Genomic DNA, 21,392 nt, shown 5'->3' on the forward strand with positions numbered 1-21,392 from the left:
CCTATGTCCTCGATTGACTTTGCAGCCCGGGAAGCAGATATTAATGGCGCAACATCTATAAATACAAGAGGGAGACACAATTGCGCATTTCATTAGCAAAACCATTCCGCCTGCGCCCCATGGCCCGTGCACTGACATTGGCGACCCATACCGCTGCCGTATTGGGCGCCGGGTTCGTCATCTGCGCGCCGGCCGGCGCCGCGAATTTTTCACAGATGGTGTTTTTCGGCGACTCGCTGACCGACACCGGCTATTTCACCGGCGTGGGCAAGCAGCCGTCGTTCACCACCAACCCGGATCCCGTCTGGGCGCAGCTCCTGGCGCATAAATACGGCACCACCGCCAATCCGGCAGCGGTGCTGACGCCGAGCGGCGTGCAGGCGGCCGGCGGCACCGACTACGCAGTCGGCGGCGCGCGCGTGACCAGCCAGAACGGCTGGCCCGACGCCGCCACGGCGCCTTTGGTGCCGACTGTCGCCAGCCAGGTCCAGGCTTACCTGGCGGCCAATCCGCGCCTCGACAGCAAGGGCCTCTACGCAGTCTGGGCCGGCGCCAACGATGTGTTCGGCTACACCCAGACCAATATCGCCGGCCTGCTCAATCCGGCGACGCAGACCGCCACCGCGGTGCAAACCATCCAGCAAGTCACCGGCGAAGCCGGCAACGTGGTCAGCCTGGTCAGGCAATTGCAGCAGGCCGGCGCCGGCACCGTGATCGTGATCAACCTGCCCGATATCGGCCGCACTCCGCAGGGCTCGTCGATTCCGGCGCTGGTCACCTTGTGGACCGCAGCTTCGACCAGCTTCAACGCCAGCCTGAACAGCGGCTTGGGCGGCCTGGGCGGCAACATCGTCGCGCTCAACGCCTTCGGCCTGCTGCGCGAAGCGGTCGCCAATCCTGGCTTGTACGGTTTTACCAACGTCACCACACCGGCCTGCACCACCAGTTCTTCGTCGACCTGCACCACCTCGACCCTGGTTGCGCCGAACGCCGACAAGACCTACCTGTTCGCCGACGGCGTCCATCCGACCGGAGCAGGGCATGCGATCCTGGCGCAGTATGTCGAATCGGTGCTGCAGGCTCCCGGCCAGATCGGCATGCTGGCAGAAGCGCCGCTGGCCGGCGCCCAGGCTTTCACCCGCGTGATCGACGACCGCCAGCGGCTGACGCCGCGCGCGGGACAGGTCGAAGCCTATGCCGCGTATGACAATACCCACCAGAGCCTGGACCACAACGGCAACAATCCTGGCCTGGACGGCTCGTCCAATAGCGTGTCGGTCGGCGTCGATTACGCCGTCAACCAGAACGTTACGGTCGGCGGCGCTTTCGGTTTCGCCCATAACCGGGCGAATTTCGGCAACGATAGCGGCGGCTTCAAGCTGGACCAGGCCATGCTTTCGGCCTACACCCAATACCGCGACGGCGCCTGGGCCGTCAACGCGCTGGGCATGGCCGGCTCGCTGCAGTACAAGGATGTGACCCGCAATATCGCCCTCGGTGCGGCCACCCGCAGCGAGAGCGGCAGCAGCAACGGCCACCAGTTCCTGCTGCGCATCGGCGGCCAGTACGATTTCGATCTTGGCGCGCTGGTCCTGAGCCCGGTCGGCAACCTGACCTGGCAGCAGGTCAATGTCGGCGGCTACACCGAAAACGGCAACGACAGCACCGCCATGAACTTCCAGTCGCAGCGGCGCAATTCGCTGGTGTCCAGCCTCGGCGCGCAGGTCAGCAGCAAGCTGACGCTGGGGCAATATGCGGTGCAGCCGTTCGCCAAGCTGGCATGGGAAAAGGAGTTTAAAGACAGCGAGCGCGATGTGCGCGCCAATGTGGTCGGCATGGCCGGCAGCTTCGGTTTGCCCGCATACCAGGGGCCATCCAACAGCGCACGGCTGGATCTCGGCGCCAGCATTGCGCTGGCTGCGGATTTCAGCGCGTTTGCCAGCTACAGCGGCCAGTTCGCCGGCGGCAACAAGACCAACTCGTTCCAGGTCGGCTTGAAGAAGGCGTTTTAACCAGCTGTTGACATCCAGGTTAGAGCTTGACGGCCGCCAGCGTGTGAAAACACCGGCGGCCTTTTTCCTGGGCGGCGTTATTCCGGCGCTTTCGGCGCAGGCTTGACCGGCAGCGCCGGCTTGTCGCCCAGGCCCACCGCGGGCAAGCCGGTGTCGAGGCCGAGGTAATGTTCGATCAGGCCGAAGAAACGATCATAGAACTGCCCGGCCGGAATCGTTTCGCTGGCGACCTTGACCAGCGAATCGGAAGTGCTGCCGATCGGCATCGACACTGAACCCAGCACGCTCAGGCCGACGCTGGCCGAGTTGTTGGTTTTCTTGAGCGCATAGCGGTCCTGGGTGGCGCTGACAAACAGCGTGCTGCTTTTGCCTTGCTTGTCGTTGGCGGCGCACACCACATGGAATTCGATTTCGACGTGGACGTCGCTCTCCGGCTGGAAGTGCTTGTGGCCGTCGACCAGGTCATCCTTGGCCTGCTTGATGATGTAGCCCTGGCTCAGCAAGGTGCGGCGCGCCGCTTCGCAGGTATCTGCGCCGGACTTGGGGAAGTCGTGGGAAAAAGTGCTGGTTTCGCTGAATTCCTCGCCCTGGTAAACCTTGGGCTTGGCGGTGGAGCAGGCGGCGAGGGCGCCGGCCAGCGCGACCAGCAGCGCGGCGCGCGAAAAACTGTACATCCTGGGCATGAACGAAAACTCCTTGAATCGGCTAATCGGCTAATTGATAGCGGCGATGGCATTTTAGTCTATCGCACGCTCGATGATCAGCCGATTCGACAGAAGTCAGGGTATTTCGTTGCAATCCCGGTTCAGGCGGCTCTAGGTCCGCGCACCACGGCGTACTTCCCGGAATAATCGGAAAGCCATTGTTCCGCCAGCTCCCGGTTGTCATGCTGCCACGGGTGAAAATCGCGGCGCAGGTAGGCCAGCAGCGGGCCGGCGCTGAGCCAGACCAGGCCGTAGCGGCCAAAGAAGAAACGGGCGGCATCCAGCCAGGTGCCGGGCTTGAACAGCACACGGTCGTGCCAGAGGTTGTTGATCGTTTGCCCGGTCGCCATCAAGGTTAAATGCAGCATGGCAAAAGCGTAACCGCTCATCCGCGCCCGGTAGTCGCCGCCCAGCGTGTGGAACAGGTCGAAAGCGACTGCCTTGTGCTCGGTTTCTTCCACCGAATGCCAGCGCCACAGGGTTTGCAAGGACGGTTCCGCGCCGTCCAGCAGCTGCGGATGGCGTAGCGTCAGGTCGGCCATCGCCGCGGTGTAGTGCTCCAGGGCTACGGTAATCGCCAGCCTGCGCATGGCAGGAACCTTGTGCTGGCGTCCCAGTGCGATCAGGTTGCCGGACCAATGCTGCCAATGGTTGTGCAATCCTTGTTTTTCCAGCTCGGCGTTGTACAAATCGTGCACGCGGCGGTGGGTGGCTTCCTGTCCCACAAAATCCTGGATGGTGGCGCGCAGCGCGCTGTTCTCAGGAGAATCCGGCAGTGCTTGGGCGGCGTCGCGCACGGAATCGATGAATTCCTGCTCGCCGACCGGAAAACTCATCGACAAGGCGTTGAAGTATTGGGTACGGAACGGTTTGCCTGCCAGCCAGTGGCGCGGGAAGCCTTGCGACAGGTCGACCAGCAGTTTTCTTACCATCAGTGGCGTGGAGGTGTTCACGGGCCTGCCTTTGTAGATTTGCGATAGAACCACTATACTGAGCTTTATTCAGTTTTTAAACTCGCAACTTGCTCAGTTTTTGACAGGCACGGACATGGCCAAGCGTAATCCAGGATCTCACTCTGAAATCATGCGGAAATTGCCCACCCAGGAGCGGGCGCAGCGCACCATAGAGACTATTTTTGAAACCACTGCTCAGATTCTGGAAAGCGAGGGTCCGGCAGGGCTGACCACCAACAAGGTGGCGGAAAAGGCCGGTTTCTCGATCGGCACCCTATACCAATATTTCCCCAGCAAGGAAGCGATACTGACAGCCCTGATCGCGCGCGAGCGGCGGCGCGTGATGGATGAGCTGGACGCATTGATGGAAAACGCCGAGAACCAGGTCGGCCAGCTCGATCCGAAAACTTTCCTGCGCCAGTTCATCCGCATCAATATCGAGGGCCTGGGCAGCGGCCGCAGCGCCAAGCGCGCCATGGTCCGTTTCGCCTGGCAGCACGATCACCACGAAGACATCACACAGGCCCTGCGCGAGACGGCGGAACGGATCGCCATCAGCATGCAGCGGATCCACCATCCCAAGCTGCGGCCGCCGACGCCGGCCATGATGTTCGTGGTGACCCGCGCCGTCATCGGCGCCATCCGCAGCGCTTCGCTGGAAAAGTCACCGCTGCTCGGCAGCGTCGAATTCGAAGACGAGCTGGTGCGGCTGGCCTGGGGCATGCTGTCGGAGCAAGACGATGCCTGACAATTCGCCAGATTCGGAGAGGGCGGAGCAAATGCTTATAATGCGTGAGTGCTGTCGTTCCGCCAGCCAAAAACCGATCTAGAAAAACGCGCATGAAATACCCGGCATTGCTGTCCTTTCAAGAAGTCCTTCCCCGGCTCAACCAGTTCGACGCTGTCATCGATGTCCGCAGCCAGTCGGAATTTGCCGAAGACCATATTCCCGGCGCCATCAATTGCCCGGTGCTGGACGATGCGCAGCGGGCGCAGGTCGGCACCATGTACAAGCAGGTCAGCAGTTTCGAGGCGAAAAAGCTGGGCGCGGTGCTGGTCGCGCGCAATATCGCTTCCCATATCGAAACCCTGTTCCTGGGCAAGCCGCGCGAATGGACGCCCTTGGTTTACTGCTGGCGCGGCGGCAACCGCAGCGGCGCCATGGCGCACATCATGGCGAAAATCGGCTGGCCGGTGGCGCAGCTGGACGGCGGCTACCAGTCATATCGCAGGCATGTCAACGCCAGCCTGGCCGAACTGCCGCTGGGCTTGCGTTTCAGGGTGATCTGCGGCCCTACCGGCAGCGGCAAGAGCCGCCTGCTGCAAGTGCTGGCGCAACAGGGTGCGCAGGTGCTGGACCTGGAACAGATGGCGGCGCATCGCGGCTCGGTGCTGGGTAACCTGCCGAGCGAGCTGCAGCCCTCGCAAAAAACCTTCGAGAGCCGGCTGTGGGACATGCTGCAAGGTTGCGATCCGCAGCGTCCGGTATTCGTCGAATCCGAGAGCAGGAAAGTCGGCAACCTGCGCGTGCCGGAGGTGCTGATGGCATCCATGCGCAATTCGCCATGTTATGCGGTTGCGCTGTCGCGTCCGGACCGGGTGCGGCTGCTGCTGGAAGACTACGTGCATTTCATCGCCGACCCCGCCTTGCTAAATACCCAGCTGGCTTGCCTGGCTTATGTCCATGGCCGCGAGAAGGTCGCTTACTGGCAGCAGCTGAGCTTGTCGGGACGCATCGAGGAGCTGGTCGATGAATTGCTCCTGAAGCACTACGATCCGGCTTACGCACAGTCGATCAGGAGGAATTTCGACCAGTTTTCCGAGGCGCAGGTGATTGACCTGCCGGATATTTCGGACGCTGCCTTCGTGCGCGTGGCGCAACAGCTGCATCAAGAGAAATAAGCGCCGATGGCGCGTATACTTCATTCCTATCTTTGACTGACTTCATCTCAGGACGCGTATGCCAGATCCCGTTGAATCCAATATCCGACTGACTTCCTTTTCGCATGGCGGCGGCTGCGGCTGCAAGATCGCGCCGGGCGTGCTGGCGGAAATCCTCAAAGGCACGAGCGGATTCCCGGTGCCGAAAGAATTGATGGTGGGGATTGAAACCGCCGACGACGCCGCTGTCTACAAGCTCAACGACGAGCAGGCGCTGATCGCGACCACCGATTTTTTCATGCCGATCGTCGACGATCCTTACGACTTCGGCCGCATCGCCGCCACCAATGCGATTTCGGACGTGTACGCCATGGGCGGCACGCCGATCATGGCGCTGGCCCTGGTCGGCATGCCTATCGACAAGCTGCCGCTGGAAGTGATCGCCAGCATATTGAAAGGCGGCGAGTCGATTTGCGCCGAAGCAGGCATCCCGATCGCCGGCGGCCATACCATCGATTCGGTCGAGCCGATCTACGGCCTGGTGGTGCTGGGCCTGGTCCATCCGTCCAAAGTCAAGCGCAACGCCGGCGCCAAGGCGGGAGACAAACTCATCCTGGGCAAGCCGATCGGCGTCGGCATCCTGTCGGCAGCCTTGAAAAAGGGCGCGCTGGACGCTGCCGGTTATGCCGCGCTGATCAGCAATACGACCAAGCTGAACAAGCCTGGCCGGCTGCTGTCGGAACTGGCCGGGGTTAACGCCCTGACCGACGTCACAGGCTTCGGCTTGCTGGGTCACATGCTGGAACTGGCGCGCGGCGCCAAGCTGTCCGCGCGGCTGGCAATGGGATTGATTCCTTTGCTGCCGCAGGTGCAGCAGCTGGCGGAGCAGGGATATGTCACCGGCGCTTCCGGTCGCAACTGGAACGGCTACGCCAAGGACGTGACGCTGGCCGACGGCATCACGCCGGTGCAGCGCAGCCTGCTGACAGACCCGCAAACCTCGGGCGGCTTGCTGGTTTCCTGCGATCCCGCGGCGGTGGAGCAAGTGCTGGAGCTGTTCCGGCGCGAAGGGTTTGCCGAGGCTGCGGTCATCGGGGAAATGACCGCGGGCGGCGGCGTCGAAGTTGTGGCCTGACTAGGTCCTGTTCTTGAAAAACAAGGTGTCGCCTAGCCAGACGGCGATCATCGTCGCGCCCATCAACGGGAAGATGATGCCGAGCAGCGCCATATAGCCTTTCCAGCGCCTGATCGAGGGTGGCGGCTGCAGCACGCGCTTCGGCGCCCCGATCGAATGTTGCGGACGGCGCTTCCACCACATGATGAATCCGGTCGCGGCCATTCCCAGCAGCGCCATTGAAATGGCGGCGCAGATCAGCTGGTTGACCAGGCCGAAATACTCTCCCATATGCAAGGCAACGCCGAGCGAGACCAGCTTGGAGACCGGGTTGTACTCGGAAAAACGCATGTCCTTCATGATCTTTCCGCTGTACTGGTCGATATGCAGCGTACGCTGCTGGTCAAGGTCGGAGCGGACAAATTCGCCGGCACCCGGCGCATACGATGCGGTGAATACGCCGGAGCTCTTGCCCGGCAAGGCCAGCTGGTAGGTCTGCATGCCGTTGCGTGCCGCGATCGCCACCACCTGGTCGATCGCCAGGCGCTGCCGCGGCTGCTGCTTCGGCATATTCTGCGACGTCGGCACCGTGGTGGCGCCGACCGCCCACGGGACGCTGGCCAGAGGCAGGTCCTGCATTTTCATGCCGGGCATGTCCGCATGATGGGCTTGGGTTTGCTTCGCTGCTGCCTGTGGCGCCGTCTTTGCCGGCGCAGAATCCGCCCAGGTAACCACCGCCTGGAAATTCTTGCCCCAGAAACTGGACCACGGCAAGCCGCTCATGATGAAGAACACAGCGCCTATCGACACCCAGATGCCGGCTACCAGGTGCAGTTCACGCCAGACCGCACGGCCGCGCAGGCTAAGGCGCGGCAGCAGGGTGCCCCATGCCGAAAACCGTTTGCGCGGCCACCACAGGGCGATGCCGGTGCCGACCATCACCAGGGTCCAGCAGGCCGCCAGTTCCATCAGCCAGCCCCCCCATTTGCCGAGCAGCAGGTCGCGATGGATTTGCCGCACCTGTTTCATCAGCCGGTGTTCGACGCTGAGCGTGCCCAGCACCTGGCCCGTGTACGGATTGACATAGACGCTGCTGCTGTCGCCGGATGCAAGGCGGAATACCGCTTCGGTGCTGCGCTCCGGATCCTGGCTGACGGCGATCGAACTCGCCTTGGCGTCAGGCGGCAGCGCGCCGGCAGCGATGCCGAGCAGCTTGTCGTAGCCCAGCCTGGCCTGGGTGCCGGCGGGCACGAACAGCTTGTCGCCATAGAGCGCGCTTTCTATCTGCGGCTTGAAGACATAGATGGTGCCGGTGATGGCCAGCACGATCAGGAAGGGCATCACGAACAGGCCGGCATAAAAATGCCAGCGCCACAGGATGCGGTAATTGCGCGACGAGACTGAGCTTGTCTCATCAGGCGTGTTTTGCTGAATTGTCTGCATGATTGTTCCTTGCTAAAATTTTTGCACCGGTTACAAACTGACTTTGGCTTCCACGTAGAAGGTCCGGCCTGGATAGGGGTAGTAGACGTAGTAGCGCTTGTCGGTCAGGTTGTCGATGCCGATTCCCAGCTCCGTGTTCCTGGTCGGCTTGAAGGTCAGCTTGGTGTCGAACACCAGGAAAGAACTGGTGCCGCCGAAGGTGGCGGGATTGGTGTCGGTATTGGTCAGCGTGTTGTACTGCCGGCCCGAATAACGTCCGGCCAGCATCACGGTGGCCTGGTCATTGACGCGATAGCTGCCGACCAGGTTGCTGCGCCACAGCGGGATGCGGTAGAAATTCTTGCCGACGGTGGCCGGGTTCTTGCTGTTTTCCAGGATGATCGACCTGGTGTAGCCGACGCTGGCGCTCAGGTCCAGTCCGCGCAGGAACACGTCTTCGCCCGAATAGCTGAGCTCGATCCCGCGCGAACGCACGCGGTCGATGTTCTGGATATTGGTGACGTTGGGGAATACCGTGGTGTTGGTCTGGCTGAACAGAGTGTTTTTCACATCGTCTTCAAACAGGGACATGCGCAGCATGCCGTTGAAATGCGACCACTCGGCGCTCAGCTCTTTCGCCAGGTCGCTTTCAGGTTTCAGGTTCGGATCGTTGTTGACCAGCGTCGAGCCGGTCAGGCTGCCCTGGAACAGTTCGCTGACGGTCGGGAAGCGGTAGGCGCGGCCGGTGGAAAAGCGCAAGGTCAGGTCGGACGTGGCCTGGTAGGATAACGCCGCCTTCGGTGACCAGTAAGACAGGCTGCGACTGTCGTAGCGCTGGGCGGCGGCGCTGGTAGCGCGTGCGCCGTCATAGGCGCGCCAGTCCTCATAACGCAGGCCGTAGGTCAGTTTCCACAACTGGCTCAATTGCCAGGCGTCCTGCGCGAACAGGGCCTGGGTTTCGGTCTTGCCGGCGAAGGCGTTGTTGAAGCTGCCGCCGTTGTTGCCGCGCCAGTTGTCCAGGTTGTACGTCGTGTTTTCCAGGAAATAATTATCGTAGTGATAGCCGAAGGTCGGCCAATGGCTGCCGGCGGCGACGCTTGCCGGCTTGTAGTCGGCCGCCAGGTCCAGGGTTTTCCAGCCTGAACCGTCGCCATAGGTGGCGACACCGCCCAGGTTGCTCGCGAGGCCGCTGCCGGCGGAGCGCGAGATGCTCTTCGAGACGTCGAAATACGAAGCGATCGCCGAATAGTTCCAGCCGCTGGCATGGCGGGTTTTCAGCGTCAGGCCGTACAGCTGGTTTTCGCTTTCGCTGGCTGCCGGCGCAAAGAACGAGGCCGGCAGGTTGTACTGGTAGCCGCCGATATTGACCAGTCCCGAATACACCGGTTTGCCGTTAGCGTCGTGCAGGAAGGTCTGAGTGCTGTTGCTCACCTGCTGGCGCCAGTAGCCGAAGGTGAAGCCGGCTTGCAGGGTCGGCGTGATGTCGTAGGCAGCCTTGAACTTGAACTGGTCCTGCACCGCGCGTTCGGCGCCTTCGGCATTGACGCCGAAGATGGTGGCGGGCGCGCCGTTCGGATCGGTATATTGGTAGGCGCCCGTGACCGGCACCGCGGCAGCGGTCGCCAGCTGGCTGGAGCGCGGCTGACTGGCGTATACGAAGGGCTGGCCGGCGTTGCTGAGATGGTCTATGCCGAGCAGGAAGGACAGGTCACCGACCTTGTTGCCGATCGCGGCGGTGCTCTTGTTGCCGTCGAAACGGCCGTCGACGCCGAACAGGCTGAACTGCTGGCTGAATACCTGGGCCTTGAACATCGCTTCCAGTTTGGTCGGCATCTTGGTAGTGATGGCGACCGTCGCACCCATCGAATTGCCGGGATACAGCGCTGAAAAGGGGCCGTAGACCACGTCCACCTGGGCGATGTCTTCCGGGAAAACCATCGACCAGCGCGGCGGGAAGCTGTGGGTATTGCCGAGGAAATTGCTGAGCAGCAGGCCGTCGGCGTACACCAGGCCGCGCGCGGTTTGCGAAGTGCCGTTGCCGCGCACCGAAATGGTGGCGTTCTCGTCGCCGATAAAACGCTTGCGTATCGCCATGTTCGGCATGTACTTCAAGGCGTCTTCGGTATTGACGACGTTCAGGTTTTGCAATTGCACGGCGGTGATCCGTTCGCTGCTGGCGGGCAGGTTGGGATCGAGCACCCGCTTCTCCCTGGCGCCGGTGACGAATACTTCTGGTACTACATGGCTATCTTCTTCTGCCGCCCAGGCGCCTGGCGACAGCATGGGCAGGGCGAGCATGAGGACGAACGACTGCGGCAGCAATGCCGCCGACAAGGTGGACAACTGAGTGGACGAATGAGCGGACGTCTGGCGCGGCAAGCACGGCCGCGGACAGTTACGGCGCGATGAAGCACTCTTGGTTTGCGTGAGCAAAGCGAGCATAGATTCCCCTGGACTTCAAACGATATTCATCCCCGGATTGCGCAGGCAAGCGGGGACAGGCGGTACTGCCGGTGAAAATCAGGAAAAGAGCAGGGGCGGGTCGAGCGGGTGAGTCTGGCCGCGGAATGGACGTGGAGGGATGTAGTCGTAGGGCAGGAAGCTGGCGTGCGCGAAAGGCGCCACGGTCGCTTGCAGCAAATCGAAAGATGCCGGCGGCGGCGGGCTGTCGGCCAGCAGGGTGCAATAACCGCAGGCAGTCCAGTGGCCGGCGCCGGGCGCGGACGGCTTGCCGTCGTCAGGCGGCGGAGCGCTGACCAGTCCGGCAGCGGTGCAGATCTGGTTGTCTATCTGTATCGTCCCGGCCGCCTTGAGAGACTGGGAAACCGTCGGCATGAGGATGCCCAGCCAGATGGCAAACAGGCAGGCCCAGACCACAAGTTTTTGACGACGGATACGTAACATGGATGACTTACGAGGACGCAAGCATTGCGCAGACAGGATGAAACGGGCCAATTATATATGATGATCGCGGCGCAAACCTGTCACGCCGGACGGCATTCTTTTATCAATTCCTCATGCGGCCGCTTTGTCTTTGCCGGCTGCCAGCTGCGCCTGCTTCATTTCGCTCAGCAGGCAATGCAGCATCTCGCTCGACAGCCCATGCAGCACCAGGCGGTAGCCGGCGCCGAGGGTGGACATCGGCACCAGCGGATGCTTGTTGTTCAACAGCAGCAGGTGCTGGGGAGAGTTGAGGATGGTGGCCGCATACACCGCCATGGTTTCATCCAGCTGCAGCGAATTGGCGGCGCGCCAGAAATCGTTATCGGTCAGGAACAGCTGGTAGACCGGCGTAAAAATCTCGATGGCGGTCTGCAGGTCGATGAAGTTGAGAGCGCGCTGCGGCATGGCTGCCAGCGCCAGCGGCGGCTCGCTGATCATGCTGAAGTCGACCTCTTGCACCGCCGCCAGGGTCTTGCCTTCGGTGCGCAGCTGCTGGTTGAGCCGGATCACGAAATTGAACAGGTTCAGGTCATGTTTCAAGAACAGCTCGTCGCCCAGGTCGTCGATCGTCAACGGCGTCAGCGGCGACAGGGCGACGCTGACCGGCGCGTTGCGCTCGATGAATTCGATGATCTGCGCGCCAAGGTGGAAGTGGCGCAGTATCAGCCAGTTGGCCTCGGGCGAGACGAATCCTTTCAGACCCCACACCAGCAAGCGGTGCAGCGTTTTCGAGGCCGACCAGCGCTTCGGCAGGATCGTCTTCAAGACCTGGATCAGGATGATCATCAGCCGCGCCAGCGGCCGTACGAACGGCAGCAGGTACTGGCGCGACGGCGACGCCAGGTCGTGCAGCCAGGCGCTCTTGACCGGATCCGGCAGCGGCGTGCTGCCATCCAGGTAGAGCGCCAGCCAGGGATTGGGATCGCGCGGATCGTGCGCGCGCTGCAGGAAATCGTCGCTTTGCATGGTTTGGGCCCGGTAATTAATCTTGTATGTGTTCCAGCTGCATCAGGTACAGCTGTGCGGTACGCTTGGCGGTGGCGTAGATGGCCTCGGCCGCCTGCGGATCCAGGGCCAGGGTGATCTCCACCGCGGTCAGCCAGCGCGCCAGGTGGTGTTCGTCGTTGGCGCCGTGGTATTCCAGGAAACGGAATGCCTGCGGCGGCAACGCGACCTGCTGGCGCAGCAAGGGCAGCAGCGCCGGCACGATCCGTTGTCCGGTGCCTTCGATAATGTAGATGGCGCCCAGCAGCCCGACCGGGTTGGAGGTAGAGGCCAACGCGTGCAGGTAGCTGTTGAGCGCTTCGCCGCCGGGATTGCGCTTGAGCGCCGCCAGCGGCAGTTCACCGCCGGCGGCCTGGTAGTCCTGGTACAGGATCTGGAAATCGTTCTGCTCTTCGCCGGCATGGGTGGTGATCAACTGGCCGAGCGCGGCAAATTCGCCGTTGAGCGAGGCCACGGCTTCGCGCATCCACAAACTGCCTTCCTTCACTTGCGGGGTCCACTGCGCGGTCCAGTTGCGGTAGGCGGCGACGTCGAAACGGCCGCTGACCAGGCGATGGATCACGGGGGTGCGCCAGGCTTGCGAACGGTAGTCTTGCCACAGGCTGGCCAGGCGCGTCAGCAGAGGCTGCAGCGGCAGCGGCGCGGCCTCGGGCTGATGCGGGGCGGCGATCGCCGGCATGGCGACGCTGGCGCCGGCATTGCCGCCCGCCGCCGCGGCAGGCTGCGCGGATTCAGGCGCGTTCGCATCTTCCACCTCGAACAGCATGTAGGCGGCCGTGATGCGGCCCGATTCCGGTATGAAGCAGAAAATCTTTTCGCCGGCGCGCAGGGTCTTTTCCTGCAGGAATTCCGCCAGCATGATGAAAATCGACGCCGCGCCGGTATTGCCGCGAGTAGCCAGGTTGCTGTACCAGCGTTCAGGCGGGATGGTGAGTCCTGCCTTGGCCAGCAGCTCTTCAACCACCGGCATGAATTTGGCGGAAGAGTAGTGGCACAGGAAATGGTCGACCTCTTCAGACTTGATCCATCCTGCTTCCACCAGCTTGACGTACTCATGGATGCAGACATCGAACAGGTGCGGCAGCAGGCGGATGTCCTGGCGCAGCGACAATGCGCCGGCGGCTTCAGCTTCGCCGGAAGAGGCAAAGTCCAGGAACGATTTGCTGCGGTCTTCCGTCAGGCCGAGCTGCATGCAGACCGGATAATCGCCGGAAAAGCTTTTCTGGTGCACCCACTTGAGCTTGATGCGCAAGCCGTTGCGCGGCTGCGGCTGGCGGCTGAACAGCATCGCGCCGGCGCCGTCGGACAGCATCCAGCGCAAGAAATGGGCGTCGAAATCGCTCTGGTAGCCGCGCGGCGCAAAGCGGCTGCGCTTGAACATGCGCGACGGCATTTCGGCGGCGACCGCCAGCGCCCGCTGGTGCGTGCCGAGTTCTATCGCCTGCGCGGCGAATTCTATGGCGCTGACGCCGGCCGCGCACACGCCCTGGCTGGACAGGGTTTGCATGGGCGGCGCTCCCAGTTCGCCCTGGATCATGTTGGCAAATCCTGGCATCAGGGCATCGCCGCCGGATGATCCCACGCTCAGCAAGGAAACCTGGTCCAGCGCGGTGTCGGTCTGCCGCAGGCAGTCGCGGATGGCGCCGGCCGCCAGCTGGGCGTGGCTCTGCTCCGTATTGCCATCGGCGTCGATGGCGTAGTGCCGCGTCCGTATGCCGTTCTCGGCCAGGATGCGCTGCTTGATGCGGCCCGAGATGCGGTTGATCGGAGCGATATAGCGATCCATGTCGTCGTTGCCGACGGGCGCGCCCGGCAGGTGGAATCCTGCGGCGGCGAGATACACGCGATTGAACTCAGTTGGCATTCTTCTTCCCTGGCTGCATAAGGCTGCGGCTGGCACGGTGCGGCCACAGCAGACTCAAAATGAAAGTACGGAACATGTAAGGCAGTAACGGTCCTGCATTCAGTTGCGGATGCACCAGGTGGCGGTAGCGCTGGTGCAGGGCGGGCAATTGCGTCCAGTGCGCACGCGGATGGCGATGGTGCGCCGTATGCAGGCCGATATTGAACAGCAGCGGATTGACCGGGCCCTCGAAATTGCGGGCGAAGTCGGTCGGGGAATGGCCGTCCGTATGGGCATGCTGCAGGTAATTGGTGGCCAGCAGCCAATGCAAGCCATGCAGCTGCGGCAGCAGCACCAGCAGCAGGAATTTGTGCCAGTCGAGCCAGGCCAGCAGCATCCACAGCAAGGCCACCGCGAGGTATTGGCGCAGGAAATAGCGGGATACGCCGGCGTGGCGACGGCGCATGCGCAGCAGCCAGCGCCATATCAGGGGATACAGGACAAGCGCCGCCTGCACCGGGTGCAGCAGGTAACCGAGCAGATGGTTGGTGTCGCCGCCGAAACGATAGGTGCGCGCTACATCCAGCGGGCCGTGGCGGTAGCGGTGATGGTTGCCGTTGTGCGCCGGATAGAATACGAAAGTGGGGTGCCCTTGCAGCAGCGTGATCCAGAAATCGGTGAGGCGGTTGAGTTGGCGCCCGTTCCAGATGCGCAAATGGGCGTGGTTGTGGTGGATCACGCCTGTGCCCAAGGTCAGGAACAGCAGCAAGCCGTATAGCAGCGCGTTCAGCAGCGACAGTTCCGGATGGCGCCAAAGATAGGCGGCCAGCAGCGGCAGGGCAATCAGATACGCCAGGCTTTGCCAGTCGCGGCGGTTACGCAGCATTCTGCTTCTCGTCCGGTTTCGCGCCGCGGGCAATCCTGGTTTCCGCCGCATCGGGCGCCAGTTCGGTGGCAAACAGCCGGTCCATGAACGGAAACATGAAGCCGTAATTGCCGCGGTAGCAGGCGTGGTGCAAATGATGGCGGCGGGCGCCGTTGAGCCACCAGCGGTCGCGGTCGGCGTCAGGCAGGTAATCGTAGTTGGAATGGCCGATGTTGTTGAACACGATGCTGAACACCGGCACGAAGGCCAGCGAATAGATGCTGAAATCGTGCAGCAGCATGGGCAGCAGCAGTACATTGCCCAGCATCATGGCTTCCAGCGGCGTGAAGCTGTAGCAAGTCCATGGCGTGGTGACGACGGAGCGGTGATGCGGCAGGTGGAAACGCTTCAGCCACGACACATGCAGCAGCCTGTGGCTGAGGTAAAAATGCACTTCATTCCACACCACCATGAACAGGATTTCCAGCGCGATCTGCCAGCCCGGCGCTTGCACGGCCAGCCGGGCCCAGCCGAGCTGCAGCAAGCCCCAGGGGAACACCATGCCGGTGCCGAACAGGAATATGGTGACGGCGGATTCGCCCAGTTCGCGCCGCAGCTGCTGCGGCGCCAGCGGCCGCGGATCGAGCACCCGGCCATAACCGAAGGCGGGCAGGATGCGGCGGCTGAGCAGCCAGTTGAGGCCGCCGAAAACAAAATACAGGCAGGCAAAAAATACGATGCCGACGCCCATGATGGTGTACCACTGACAGGTCAGGATGAAGTCGCGCATGAGAATGGATAGCAGGCTTTAGGAGCCGGTTCTTTTGATGATTGTCGCGAACGCATGTTGTCTCGACGCAACCCTGAATTTTGCGATGATAGCATGTTGCTAACGATACGCCGAGGGTGCGGGAACAATAAATATCACGGTCGGCCCGCTGACCGGGCAAGGCCGGAATCAGTCCAAAAGCGGCGCAACCGGCCTGGTCTTACATGTCGACCGGCTCGGGCCTGGCTTCCAGTTGCTGCAGCGATGCGATCAGGTCGACAAAGCGCTGGCCCTGGACCGTGACGTGCTGGCGCAGCAGGTCGGCCGCCAGCTCGCTGTCGCCGGCGATGATGGCTTGCACCACGCCGTCGTGCTCCTGGTAGGACACTTTCAAGCGGTCGCGCACCCGCAGTTGCAGCCGCCGGTAAGGCCGCAGCCGGCGCTGCAGCGATTGCGCCTGGGCTGCCAGGAAGGCGTTATGGCTGCCTTCGTAGATGGCGCCGTGGAACGCTTCGTTCATGTAGAAATAGGTGTCGGGATCCTGGGCGTCGCGCGCTTCCATGCATGCCTGGTGCGCCGCCAGCAGGCTGGCCTGTTCGTCGCCGGACATGCGGCGCGCCGCCAGGCGTCCGCACATCGCCTCCAGTTCCGCCATCACTTCAAACATTTCCACCAGCTGGCGCGGGCCGATTTCGGCGACCACCGTGCCGCGCCGCGGCCGCGTCACCACGATGCCCATCGAGGCCAGCTGGATCAATGCCTCTCGCACCGGCGTGCGGGACACGCCGAACTTGATTGCCAGGTCGGTTTCATCAAGGTGCTGGCCTGGACGAAACTCACCAACCGCGATCATCTCTTCGATGGTTTCGCGCAGCGATTCCGAGCGATTTTTTGTCGTGAGCATAATTGGGCCGTTTCTGGGATAAAGGCTCCGTTAGGGAGTAAATTGAACATTTGTGCTGGCCGTAGCTGGCGCGCTGCTGCGTTGCCCGCCGCTTGCAGTGCTAGCACTGCGGCGCGTCGGGCGCCTTGCTTCGCATCCAGCTACGGCCGCCCAAATGCCCAATTTACTCCCTAACGGAGCCGTGTATTCGAGATTTGATTGTAAGGCGTATTTATTCGTTGACATAAAAATGTTTTATGGAATATTGTGTATACAAGGAAACAAAAAAAGAATACATAGCATCTATCTTCAGCAATAACCGCATGAAAAGTAGCTAAAACTGTATCGATGGTTTTTCCAACAGAGGAGAGGGGATATGTCTTTAATCAGCAGAAGGACGGTGCTGGGCGCGCTCGCGAGCACACCGTTCTGGTCAGTGTCGTCAGTCTGGGCGCAATCAGGCGCCTTGAAAATTTCCCACCAGTTCCCCGGCGGCACCATCAGCGAAGGCGACTTCCGCGACCGCCTGACCCGCATGTTCGCCGCTGAAGTCGGCAAGCGCACCAACGGTAGCCTGAAGTTCGAAATCTATCCCGGTTCGTCGCTGATGAAGACCAACTCCCAGTTCTCCGCATTGCGCAAAGGCGCCCTGGATTTTTCCCTGGTGCCGCTCAACTATGCCGGCGGCGAAGTGCCGGAAGTGAATATCGGCCTGATGCCTGGCCTGGTGACTTCGTATGAACAAGGCGCGGCCTGGAAGAATTCGGAAGTCGGCAAGGAACTGTCGCGCATCCTGCTGGAAAAGGGCGTCATCATCGTCAGCTGGATCTGGCAAGCCGGCGGCGTCGCGTCGCGCGGCAAGCCGATCGTCGATCCTGCCGACGCCAAGGGCCTGAAGGTGCGCGGCGGTTCGCGCGAGATGGACCTGATCCTGAAAGAAGCCGGCGCCGCCGTGGTGACCCTGCCTTCCAATGAAATCTATGCGGCAATGCAGACCGGCGCCATGGATGCAGCGATGACGTCGTCGACTTCGCTGATTTCCTTCCGCCTGGAAGAAGTCTCCAAGAGCCTGACCAGCGGCCGCGACAAAGCCTATTGGTACATGCTGGAGCCGCTGATGATTTCCAAGGCGACCTTCGATCGCCTGACCAAGGAACAGCAGGCAGCGGTGATGGCGGTCGGCGCCGAAATGGAAAAGTTCGCCACCAGCGCGGCGCGGCTCGACGATTCCGGTGTCGCCGCAGTATACCAGCGGGCCGGCGCCAAGGTGGTCGACTTGAATGCGGCTACGGTCAAGAAGTGGCAGGACATTGCGCGCAACACGGCGTGGAAGGACTACGCCGCCAGGAACGACAATTGCGCCAAGCTGCTGAAACTGGCTGAGAAACTCCTATGAGCCATGGCTTCGATACGAAGCCGAATGCCGGACCCGCCTTGCCTGCCACGCCCGACAATCCGGTAGTGGCGGTCCTGTCCGGTATCCTGGAACGCTTCCATAAACTCGCCCTGTATCTTTCCATGGCGGCGCTGACGCTGACCTCGCTGATCATGACGTATTCGGTGGTGGCGCGCTATTTCTTCCATGTCCCCACCGACTGGCAGGACGACGCCACGGTGTTCATGCTGGTCGGCGTGATCTTCCTGTGTGCAGGTTATGCCCAGTCGTACCGCGGCCATATCGGCATCGAAGCCTTGTCCTCGATATTGCCGGCCGGCGTGAATGCGGTGCGCCTGCTGCTGGTCGACCTGGTCTCTTTCCTGTTCTGCGCTTTCTTCTCCTGGAAATCGTGGGCGCTGTTCCATGAAGCCTGGTCGGAAGGCCAGACTACCTCGTCCACTTTTGCGCCGCCATTGTGGATTCCCTATTCGCTGATGGCGCTTGGCATGACGGTGCTCACCTTGCAGCTGCTGGTGCAAGTGCTGGCGCGCCTGACCGACCGCCCCACATCCGTTAACACTGTCACGGGAGAGTAATGAGTCCGCTTGCCTTAGGTGCCTTGTATGGCATCGTCACGATTGTCGTGATGTGTTCCGGCATGCCGATAGCGTTTGCGCTCGGTGTGGTCGCGACCAGTTTCATGTATTTCTTCATGCCCGCGTCGTCGCTCGATACGGTCACGCAAAACGTCTATGAGGAAATCGCCTCGGTCACCTTGCTGTCGATCCCGCTGTTCATCCTGAAAGGGGCGGCGATCGGGAAATCGCCCGCCGGGCGCGACCTGTATTCGGCGATCCATGCCTGGCTGAGCAAGGTGCCGGGCGGCCTCGGCATCGCCAACGTGTTTGCCTGCGCCTTGTTCGCGGCGATGGCCGGTTCTTCGCCTGCGACCTGCTCGGCGATCGGTTCCGCCGGCATCCCGGAAATGCGCCGCCGTGGGTATTCGCCCGGCTTCGCGGCCGGCATCATCGCCGCCGGCGGCACGCTCGGCATCCTGCTGCCGCCTTCGATCACCATGATCCTGTACGCAGTGGCGTCGGAACAATCGCTGGGCCGGCTGTTCCTGGCCGGCGTCGGTCCCGGCGTATTGCTGGTGATCCTGTTTGCCGGTTATGCCGTGTACCGGGCGCGCAAGGAGTATCGCCTTGCGCACCAGGTCTATAGCGAAGGCGGCGCCAAGTCGGCCTACCTGGACGACGAGCATTTCACTTTCGCCCAGAAAGTCGAGATGCTGCCGCGCGTGCTGCCGTTCCTGATCTTGCTGATCGGCGTCATGATTGCCTTGTACGGCGGGTTCGCCACGCCGTCCGAAACCGCCGGCCTGGGCGCCTTGCTGGCGATCGTGCTGATCGCGGTGGTGTACCGCATGTGGCGCCCGCGCGACCTGATGCCGTTCCTGAATTCGACCATCAAGGAATCCTGCATGCTGCTGCTGATCATCGGCATGTCCTTGCTGTATTCATACGTCATGAGCTACCTCCACATCAGCCAGTCGGCGGCGCAATGGGTAGTCGCGCTGCACCTGTCGAAATGGCTGCTGCTGGCGGTGATCCTGCTGATGGTGATCGTGCTTGGCTTCTTCCTGCCGCCGGTATCCATCATCCTGATGACCGCGCCCATCATCCTGCCGCCGCTGCGCGAAGCGGGCTTCGACCTGATCTGGTTCGGCGTGGTGATGACGGTAGTGATGGAAATGGGGCTGATCCATCCGCCGGTGGGCTTGAACCTGTTTGTCATCAAGAATATCGCGCCTGACATTCCCTTGTCGGATGTGATCAAGGGCACGCTGCCGTTCCTGCTGCTGATGTTCCTGGCGATCATCCTGCTGTGCCTGTTTCCAGGCATCGTCACCGGCTTGCCTGATTTGCTGATGGGAGCCCGATGATGGAAAACCGGCGCTGGGATCTGCGCAACAGCAACCGCGAACAGCGCCTGCAGCGCGCCGCCAATCTCCTTGGCGGCGCCTGCAAAGGCAAGGTGGTGGACGCGGGGCGGATTGCCGACCTGCTGTACAGCGTGCTGGAGTCCGGCGACCGCGTTTGCCTGGAAGGCAACAACCAGAAGCAGGCCGATTTCCTGGCCAAGGCGCTGGCCCGGCTCGATCCTGCCCGTGTCAGCGGCTTGCACATGCTGCTGTCGGTGCTGGCCTTGCCCGAGCACCTGGACGTATTTGAAAGCGGCGTCGCCGAGCGCCTGGATTTTTCGTTTTCCGGGCCGCAGTCGGTGCGCCTGGCGCGGCTGGTGGCGGCCGGCAAGCTGAATATCGGCGCTATCCATACTTACCTGGAATTGTTCGGCCGCTACTTCGTCGACCTCACGCCGCGGGTGGCGCTGGTGGCGGCGCAGGCGGCGGACCGCCACGGCAACCTCTACACCGGGCCGAATACCGAAGACACGCCGGCGATTGTCGAAGCCACCGCTTTCAGCGGCGGCATCGTGATCGCCCAGGTCAACGAGATAGTGGATACGCTGCCGCGCGTCGACATCCCGGCCGACTGGGTAGGTTTTGTGGTGCAGGCGCCGACGCCGCACTATATCGAACCGCTGTTTACCCGCGACCCGGCGCAGATTTCCGAAATCCAGGTCTTGATGGCGATGATGGCGGTCAAGGGCATCTACGCAGAATATGAAGTGCAGCGCCTGAACCACGGCATCGGTTTCGACACCGCGGCCATCGAACTGATCCTGCCGACCTATGCCGCTTCGCTGGGCCTGAAAGGCAAGATCTGCCAGCACTGGGCGCTCAATCCGCATCCGGCGCTGATCCCGGCGATTGAAGCAGGTTTTGTCGAATCGATCCATTCCTTCGGTTCCGAACTCGGCATGGAGGACTACATCCGGGCGCGCCCGGATGTGTTTTTCGTCGGCGGCGACGGCTCCATGCGCAGCAACCGCGCCTTCAGCCAGGTGGCCGGCCACTATGCCTGCGACATGTTCATCGGCTCCACCCTGCAGATCGATTTGCAGGGCAACTCATCGACCGCGACTGCCGGCCGCATCGCCGGTTTCGGCGGCGCGCCCAACATGGGCGCCGATGCGCGCGGACGGCGCCACGCCAGCCCGGCCTGGCTGAAAGCCGGGCGCCAGGCGCGCGACGGCAAGAACCTGATCCCGCGCGGACAAAAGCTGGTAGTGCAGATCGTCGAAACTTTCCGCGAGCACATGCAGCCGGCCTTCGTCGAACGGCTGGACGCCTGGGAACTGGCGGAACAGGCCGACATGGCGATTCCGCCGGTGATGATCTACGGCGAAGACGTCAGCCATATCCTGACTGAAGAAGGGCTGGCCAACCTGCTGCTGTGCCGTACCGACGAGGAACGCGAGCAGGCGGTGCGCGGCGTCGCCGGCTACACGCCGGTCGGACTGGGGCGCGACAAGCGCATGGTGGAGAACCTGCGCGACCGCGGCATCATCCAGCGGCCCGAGGATCTCGGCATCGACAAGCGGCTGGCTACGCGCGACCTGCTGGCGGCGAAAAGCATGAAAGACCTGGTGCGGGCCTCGGGCGGTTTGTACGATCCGCCGAAACGCTTCAGAAACTGGTAGCAGCGAGTAGAAGG

The 21,392-nt window shown here is 62.2% G+C and carries 18 protein-coding genes; 8 read left to right on the forward strand and 10 right to left on the reverse strand.

Translation table 11 applies throughout. From position 1 onward, the window contains the following. Positions 1-119: 119 nt before the first annotated feature. Positions 120-2,012, forward strand: coding sequence for an autotransporter outer membrane beta-barrel domain-containing protein (locus V8G57_RS01430; protein WP_342827877.1), 1,893 nt, complete (start codon positions 120-122; stop codon positions 2,010-2,012). Between the two features lie 77 nt (positions 2,013-2,089). Here the strand turns inward: V8G57_RS01430 and V8G57_RS01435 are convergent, their stop codons facing one another. After that, positions 2,090-2,695 (reverse strand): DUF2242 domain-containing protein, encoded by a 606-nt coding sequence (locus V8G57_RS01435; RefSeq protein WP_342827878.1) that lies wholly within the window; start codon positions 2,693-2,695, stop codon positions 2,090-2,092. Positions 2,696-2,817: 122 nt separating this feature from the next. Continuing rightward, complete coding sequence (locus V8G57_RS01440) at positions 2,818-3,669, reverse strand: metal-dependent hydrolase (RefSeq protein WP_342827880.1); 852 nt, start codon at positions 3,667-3,669, stop codon at positions 2,818-2,820. Between the two features lie 130 nt (positions 3,670-3,799). Here V8G57_RS01440 and V8G57_RS01445 point away from each other — a divergent pair, with 130 nt between their 5' ends. The 3 genes from V8G57_RS01445 to selD all read left to right on the forward strand — a co-directional run bounded on the left by V8G57_RS01445 (position 3,800) and on the right by selD (position 6,685). Next, a complete protein-coding gene (locus V8G57_RS01445) occupies positions 3,800-4,417 on the forward strand; it encodes a TetR/AcrR family transcriptional regulator (RefSeq protein WP_342827882.1) in 618 nt (205 codons plus the stop codon). A 92-nt stretch (positions 4,418-4,509) separates the two neighbouring features. Further along, positions 4,510-5,571 carry a tRNA 2-selenouridine(34) synthase MnmH gene (mnmH, locus tag V8G57_RS01450; protein ID WP_342827884.1) on the forward strand — a complete coding sequence of 354 codons (1,062 nt, stop codon included), beginning with the start codon at positions 4,510-4,512 and terminating at the stop codon, positions 5,569-5,571. A 58-nt stretch (positions 5,572-5,629) separates the two neighbouring features. After that, positions 5,630-6,685 carry a selenide, water dikinase SelD gene (gene selD, locus V8G57_RS01455; protein WP_342827885.1) on the forward strand — a complete coding sequence of 352 codons (1,056 nt, stop codon included), beginning with the start codon at positions 5,630-5,632 and terminating at the stop codon, positions 6,683-6,685. On the opposite strand, the gene V8G57_RS01460 is transcribed toward selD, so the two are convergent. From V8G57_RS01460 to V8G57_RS01495, 8 genes are all read right to left on the reverse strand, one after another. Further along, a complete protein-coding gene (locus tag V8G57_RS01460) occupies positions 6,686-8,107 on the reverse strand; it encodes a PepSY-associated TM helix domain-containing protein (protein ID WP_342827886.1) in 1,422 nt (473 codons plus the stop codon). A 30-nt stretch (positions 8,108-8,137) separates the two neighbouring features. After that, the gene (locus V8G57_RS01465; protein WP_342827887.1) at positions 8,138-10,528 is read right to left on the reverse strand and encodes a TonB-dependent receptor; all 2,391 of its coding nucleotides are present in this window, start codon (positions 10,526-10,528) and stop codon (positions 8,138-8,140) included. 78 nt (positions 10,529-10,606) lie between these two features. Beyond that, a complete protein-coding gene (locus V8G57_RS01470; RefSeq protein WP_342827888.1) occupies positions 10,607-10,990 on the reverse strand; it encodes a DUF2946 domain-containing protein in 384 nt (127 codons plus the stop codon). Between the two features lie 111 nt (positions 10,991-11,101). Beyond that, positions 11,102-11,995 (reverse strand): DUF6999 family protein, encoded by an 894-nt coding sequence (locus tag V8G57_RS01475; RefSeq protein WP_092392040.1) that lies wholly within the window; start codon positions 11,993-11,995, stop codon positions 11,102-11,104. Between the two features lie 16 nt (positions 11,996-12,011). Next, positions 12,012-13,898 carry a StlD/DarB family beta-ketosynthase gene (locus tag V8G57_RS01480; RefSeq protein ID WP_092392042.1) on the reverse strand — a complete coding sequence of 629 codons (1,887 nt, stop codon included), beginning with the start codon at positions 13,896-13,898 and terminating at the stop codon, positions 12,012-12,014. Beyond that, the gene (locus V8G57_RS01485) at positions 13,888-14,763 is read right to left on the reverse strand and encodes a fatty acid desaturase (RefSeq protein WP_254784844.1); all 876 of its coding nucleotides are present in this window, start codon (positions 14,761-14,763) and stop codon (positions 13,888-13,890) included. Before V8G57_RS01485 ends, V8G57_RS01480 begins: the two co-directional genes overlap by 11 nt. Then, entirely contained in the window at positions 14,753-15,532 is a 780-nt protein-coding gene (locus tag V8G57_RS01490) for a sterol desaturase family protein (protein ID WP_254784845.1), read from the reverse strand. Before V8G57_RS01490 ends, V8G57_RS01485 begins: the two co-directional genes overlap by 11 nt. Before the next feature lie 199 nt (positions 15,533-15,731). Beyond that, complete coding sequence (locus tag V8G57_RS01495) at positions 15,732-16,415, reverse strand: GntR family transcriptional regulator (protein WP_092392046.1); 684 nt, start codon at positions 16,413-16,415, stop codon at positions 15,732-15,734. 355 nt (positions 16,416-16,770) lie between these two features. Here V8G57_RS01495 and dctP point away from each other — a divergent pair, with 355 nt between their 5' ends. Genes dctP through mdcA form a run of 4 tightly spaced genes read left to right on the forward strand, consistent with a single transcriptional unit; the run spans position 16,771 to position 21,378 of the window. Continuing rightward, on the forward strand, positions 16,771-17,790 hold the full coding sequence (dctP, locus tag V8G57_RS01500) for a TRAP transporter substrate-binding protein DctP (protein ID WP_342827893.1): 1,020 nt from the start codon (positions 16,771-16,773) through the stop codon (positions 17,788-17,790). Further along, positions 17,787-18,368 (forward strand): TRAP transporter small permease, encoded by a 582-nt coding sequence (locus tag V8G57_RS01505; protein WP_342827894.1) that lies wholly within the window; start codon positions 17,787-17,789, stop codon positions 18,366-18,368. Before dctP ends, V8G57_RS01505 begins: the two co-directional genes overlap by 4 nt. After that, the gene (locus V8G57_RS01510; protein WP_342827895.1) at positions 18,368-19,717 is read left to right on the forward strand and encodes a TRAP transporter large permease; all 1,350 of its coding nucleotides are present in this window, start codon (positions 18,368-18,370) and stop codon (positions 19,715-19,717) included. The genes V8G57_RS01505 and V8G57_RS01510 overlap by 1 nt, the downstream gene beginning before the upstream one ends. After that, positions 19,714-21,378 carry a malonate decarboxylase subunit alpha gene (mdcA, locus tag V8G57_RS01515; RefSeq protein ID WP_144736119.1) on the forward strand — a complete coding sequence of 555 codons (1,665 nt, stop codon included), beginning with the start codon at positions 19,714-19,716 and terminating at the stop codon, positions 21,376-21,378. The genes V8G57_RS01510 and mdcA overlap by 4 nt, the downstream gene beginning before the upstream one ends. Positions 21,379-21,392: the final 14 nt, after the last annotated feature.

It is taken from the genome of Collimonas rhizosphaerae, assembly GCF_038896935.1.
GTDB lineage: Bacteria > Pseudomonadota > Gammaproteobacteria > Burkholderiales > Burkholderiaceae_D > Collimonas > Collimonas rhizosphaerae.

What these genes read in the sequence shown, in the direction of transcription:
- dctP (WP_342827893.1), top strand. Translation starts at nt 16,771, where the DNA reads ATGTCTTTAATCAGCAGAAGGACGGTGCTGGGCGCGCTCGCGAGCACA.
- V8G57_RS01465 (WP_342827887.1), bottom strand. Translation starts at nt 10,528, where the DNA reads ATGCTCGCTTTGCTCACGCAAACCAAGAGTGCTTCATCGCGCCGTAAC.
- V8G57_RS01470 (WP_342827888.1), bottom strand. Translation starts at nt 10,990, where the DNA reads ATGTTACGTATCCGTCGTCAAAAACTTGTGGTCTGGGCCTGCCTGTTT.
- V8G57_RS01460 (WP_342827886.1), bottom strand. Translation starts at nt 8,107, where the DNA reads ATGCAGACAATTCAGCAAAACACGCCTGATGAGACAAGCTCAGTCTCG.
- mdcA (WP_144736119.1), top strand. Translation starts at nt 19,714, where the DNA reads ATGATGGAAAACCGGCGCTGGGATCTGCGCAACAGCAACCGCGAACAG.
- V8G57_RS01435 (WP_342827878.1), bottom strand. Translation starts at nt 2,695, where the DNA reads ATGCCCAGGATGTACAGTTTTTCGCGCGCCGCGCTGCTGGTCGCGCTG.
- V8G57_RS01430 (WP_342827877.1), top strand. Translation starts at nt 120, where the DNA reads ATGGCCCGTGCACTGACATTGGCGACCCATACCGCTGCCGTATTGGGC.
- V8G57_RS01485 (WP_254784844.1), bottom strand. Translation starts at nt 14,763, where the DNA reads ATGCTGCGTAACCGCCGCGACTGGCAAAGCCTGGCGTATCTGATTGCC.
- V8G57_RS01495 (WP_092392046.1), bottom strand. Translation starts at nt 16,415, where the DNA reads ATGCTCACGACAAAAAATCGCTCGGAATCGCTGCGCGAAACCATCGAA.
- selD (WP_342827885.1), top strand. Translation starts at nt 5,630, where the DNA reads ATGCCAGATCCCGTTGAATCCAATATCCGACTGACTTCCTTTTCGCAT.
- V8G57_RS01475 (WP_092392040.1), bottom strand. Translation starts at nt 11,995, where the DNA reads ATGCAAAGCGACGATTTCCTGCAGCGCGCGCACGATCCGCGCGATCCC.
- V8G57_RS01480 (WP_092392042.1), bottom strand. Translation starts at nt 13,898, where the DNA reads ATGCCAACTGAGTTCAATCGCGTGTATCTCGCCGCCGCAGGATTCCAC.
- mnmH (WP_342827884.1), top strand. Translation starts at nt 4,510, where the DNA reads ATGAAATACCCGGCATTGCTGTCCTTTCAAGAAGTCCTTCCCCGGCTC.
- V8G57_RS01510 (WP_342827895.1), top strand. Translation starts at nt 18,368, where the DNA reads ATGAGTCCGCTTGCCTTAGGTGCCTTGTATGGCATCGTCACGATTGTC.
- V8G57_RS01505 (WP_342827894.1), top strand. Translation starts at nt 17,787, where the DNA reads ATGAGCCATGGCTTCGATACGAAGCCGAATGCCGGACCCGCCTTGCCT.
- V8G57_RS01490 (WP_254784845.1), bottom strand. Translation starts at nt 15,532, where the DNA reads ATGCGCGACTTCATCCTGACCTGTCAGTGGTACACCATCATGGGCGTC.
- V8G57_RS01445 (WP_342827882.1), top strand. Translation starts at nt 3,800, where the DNA reads ATGCGGAAATTGCCCACCCAGGAGCGGGCGCAGCGCACCATAGAGACT.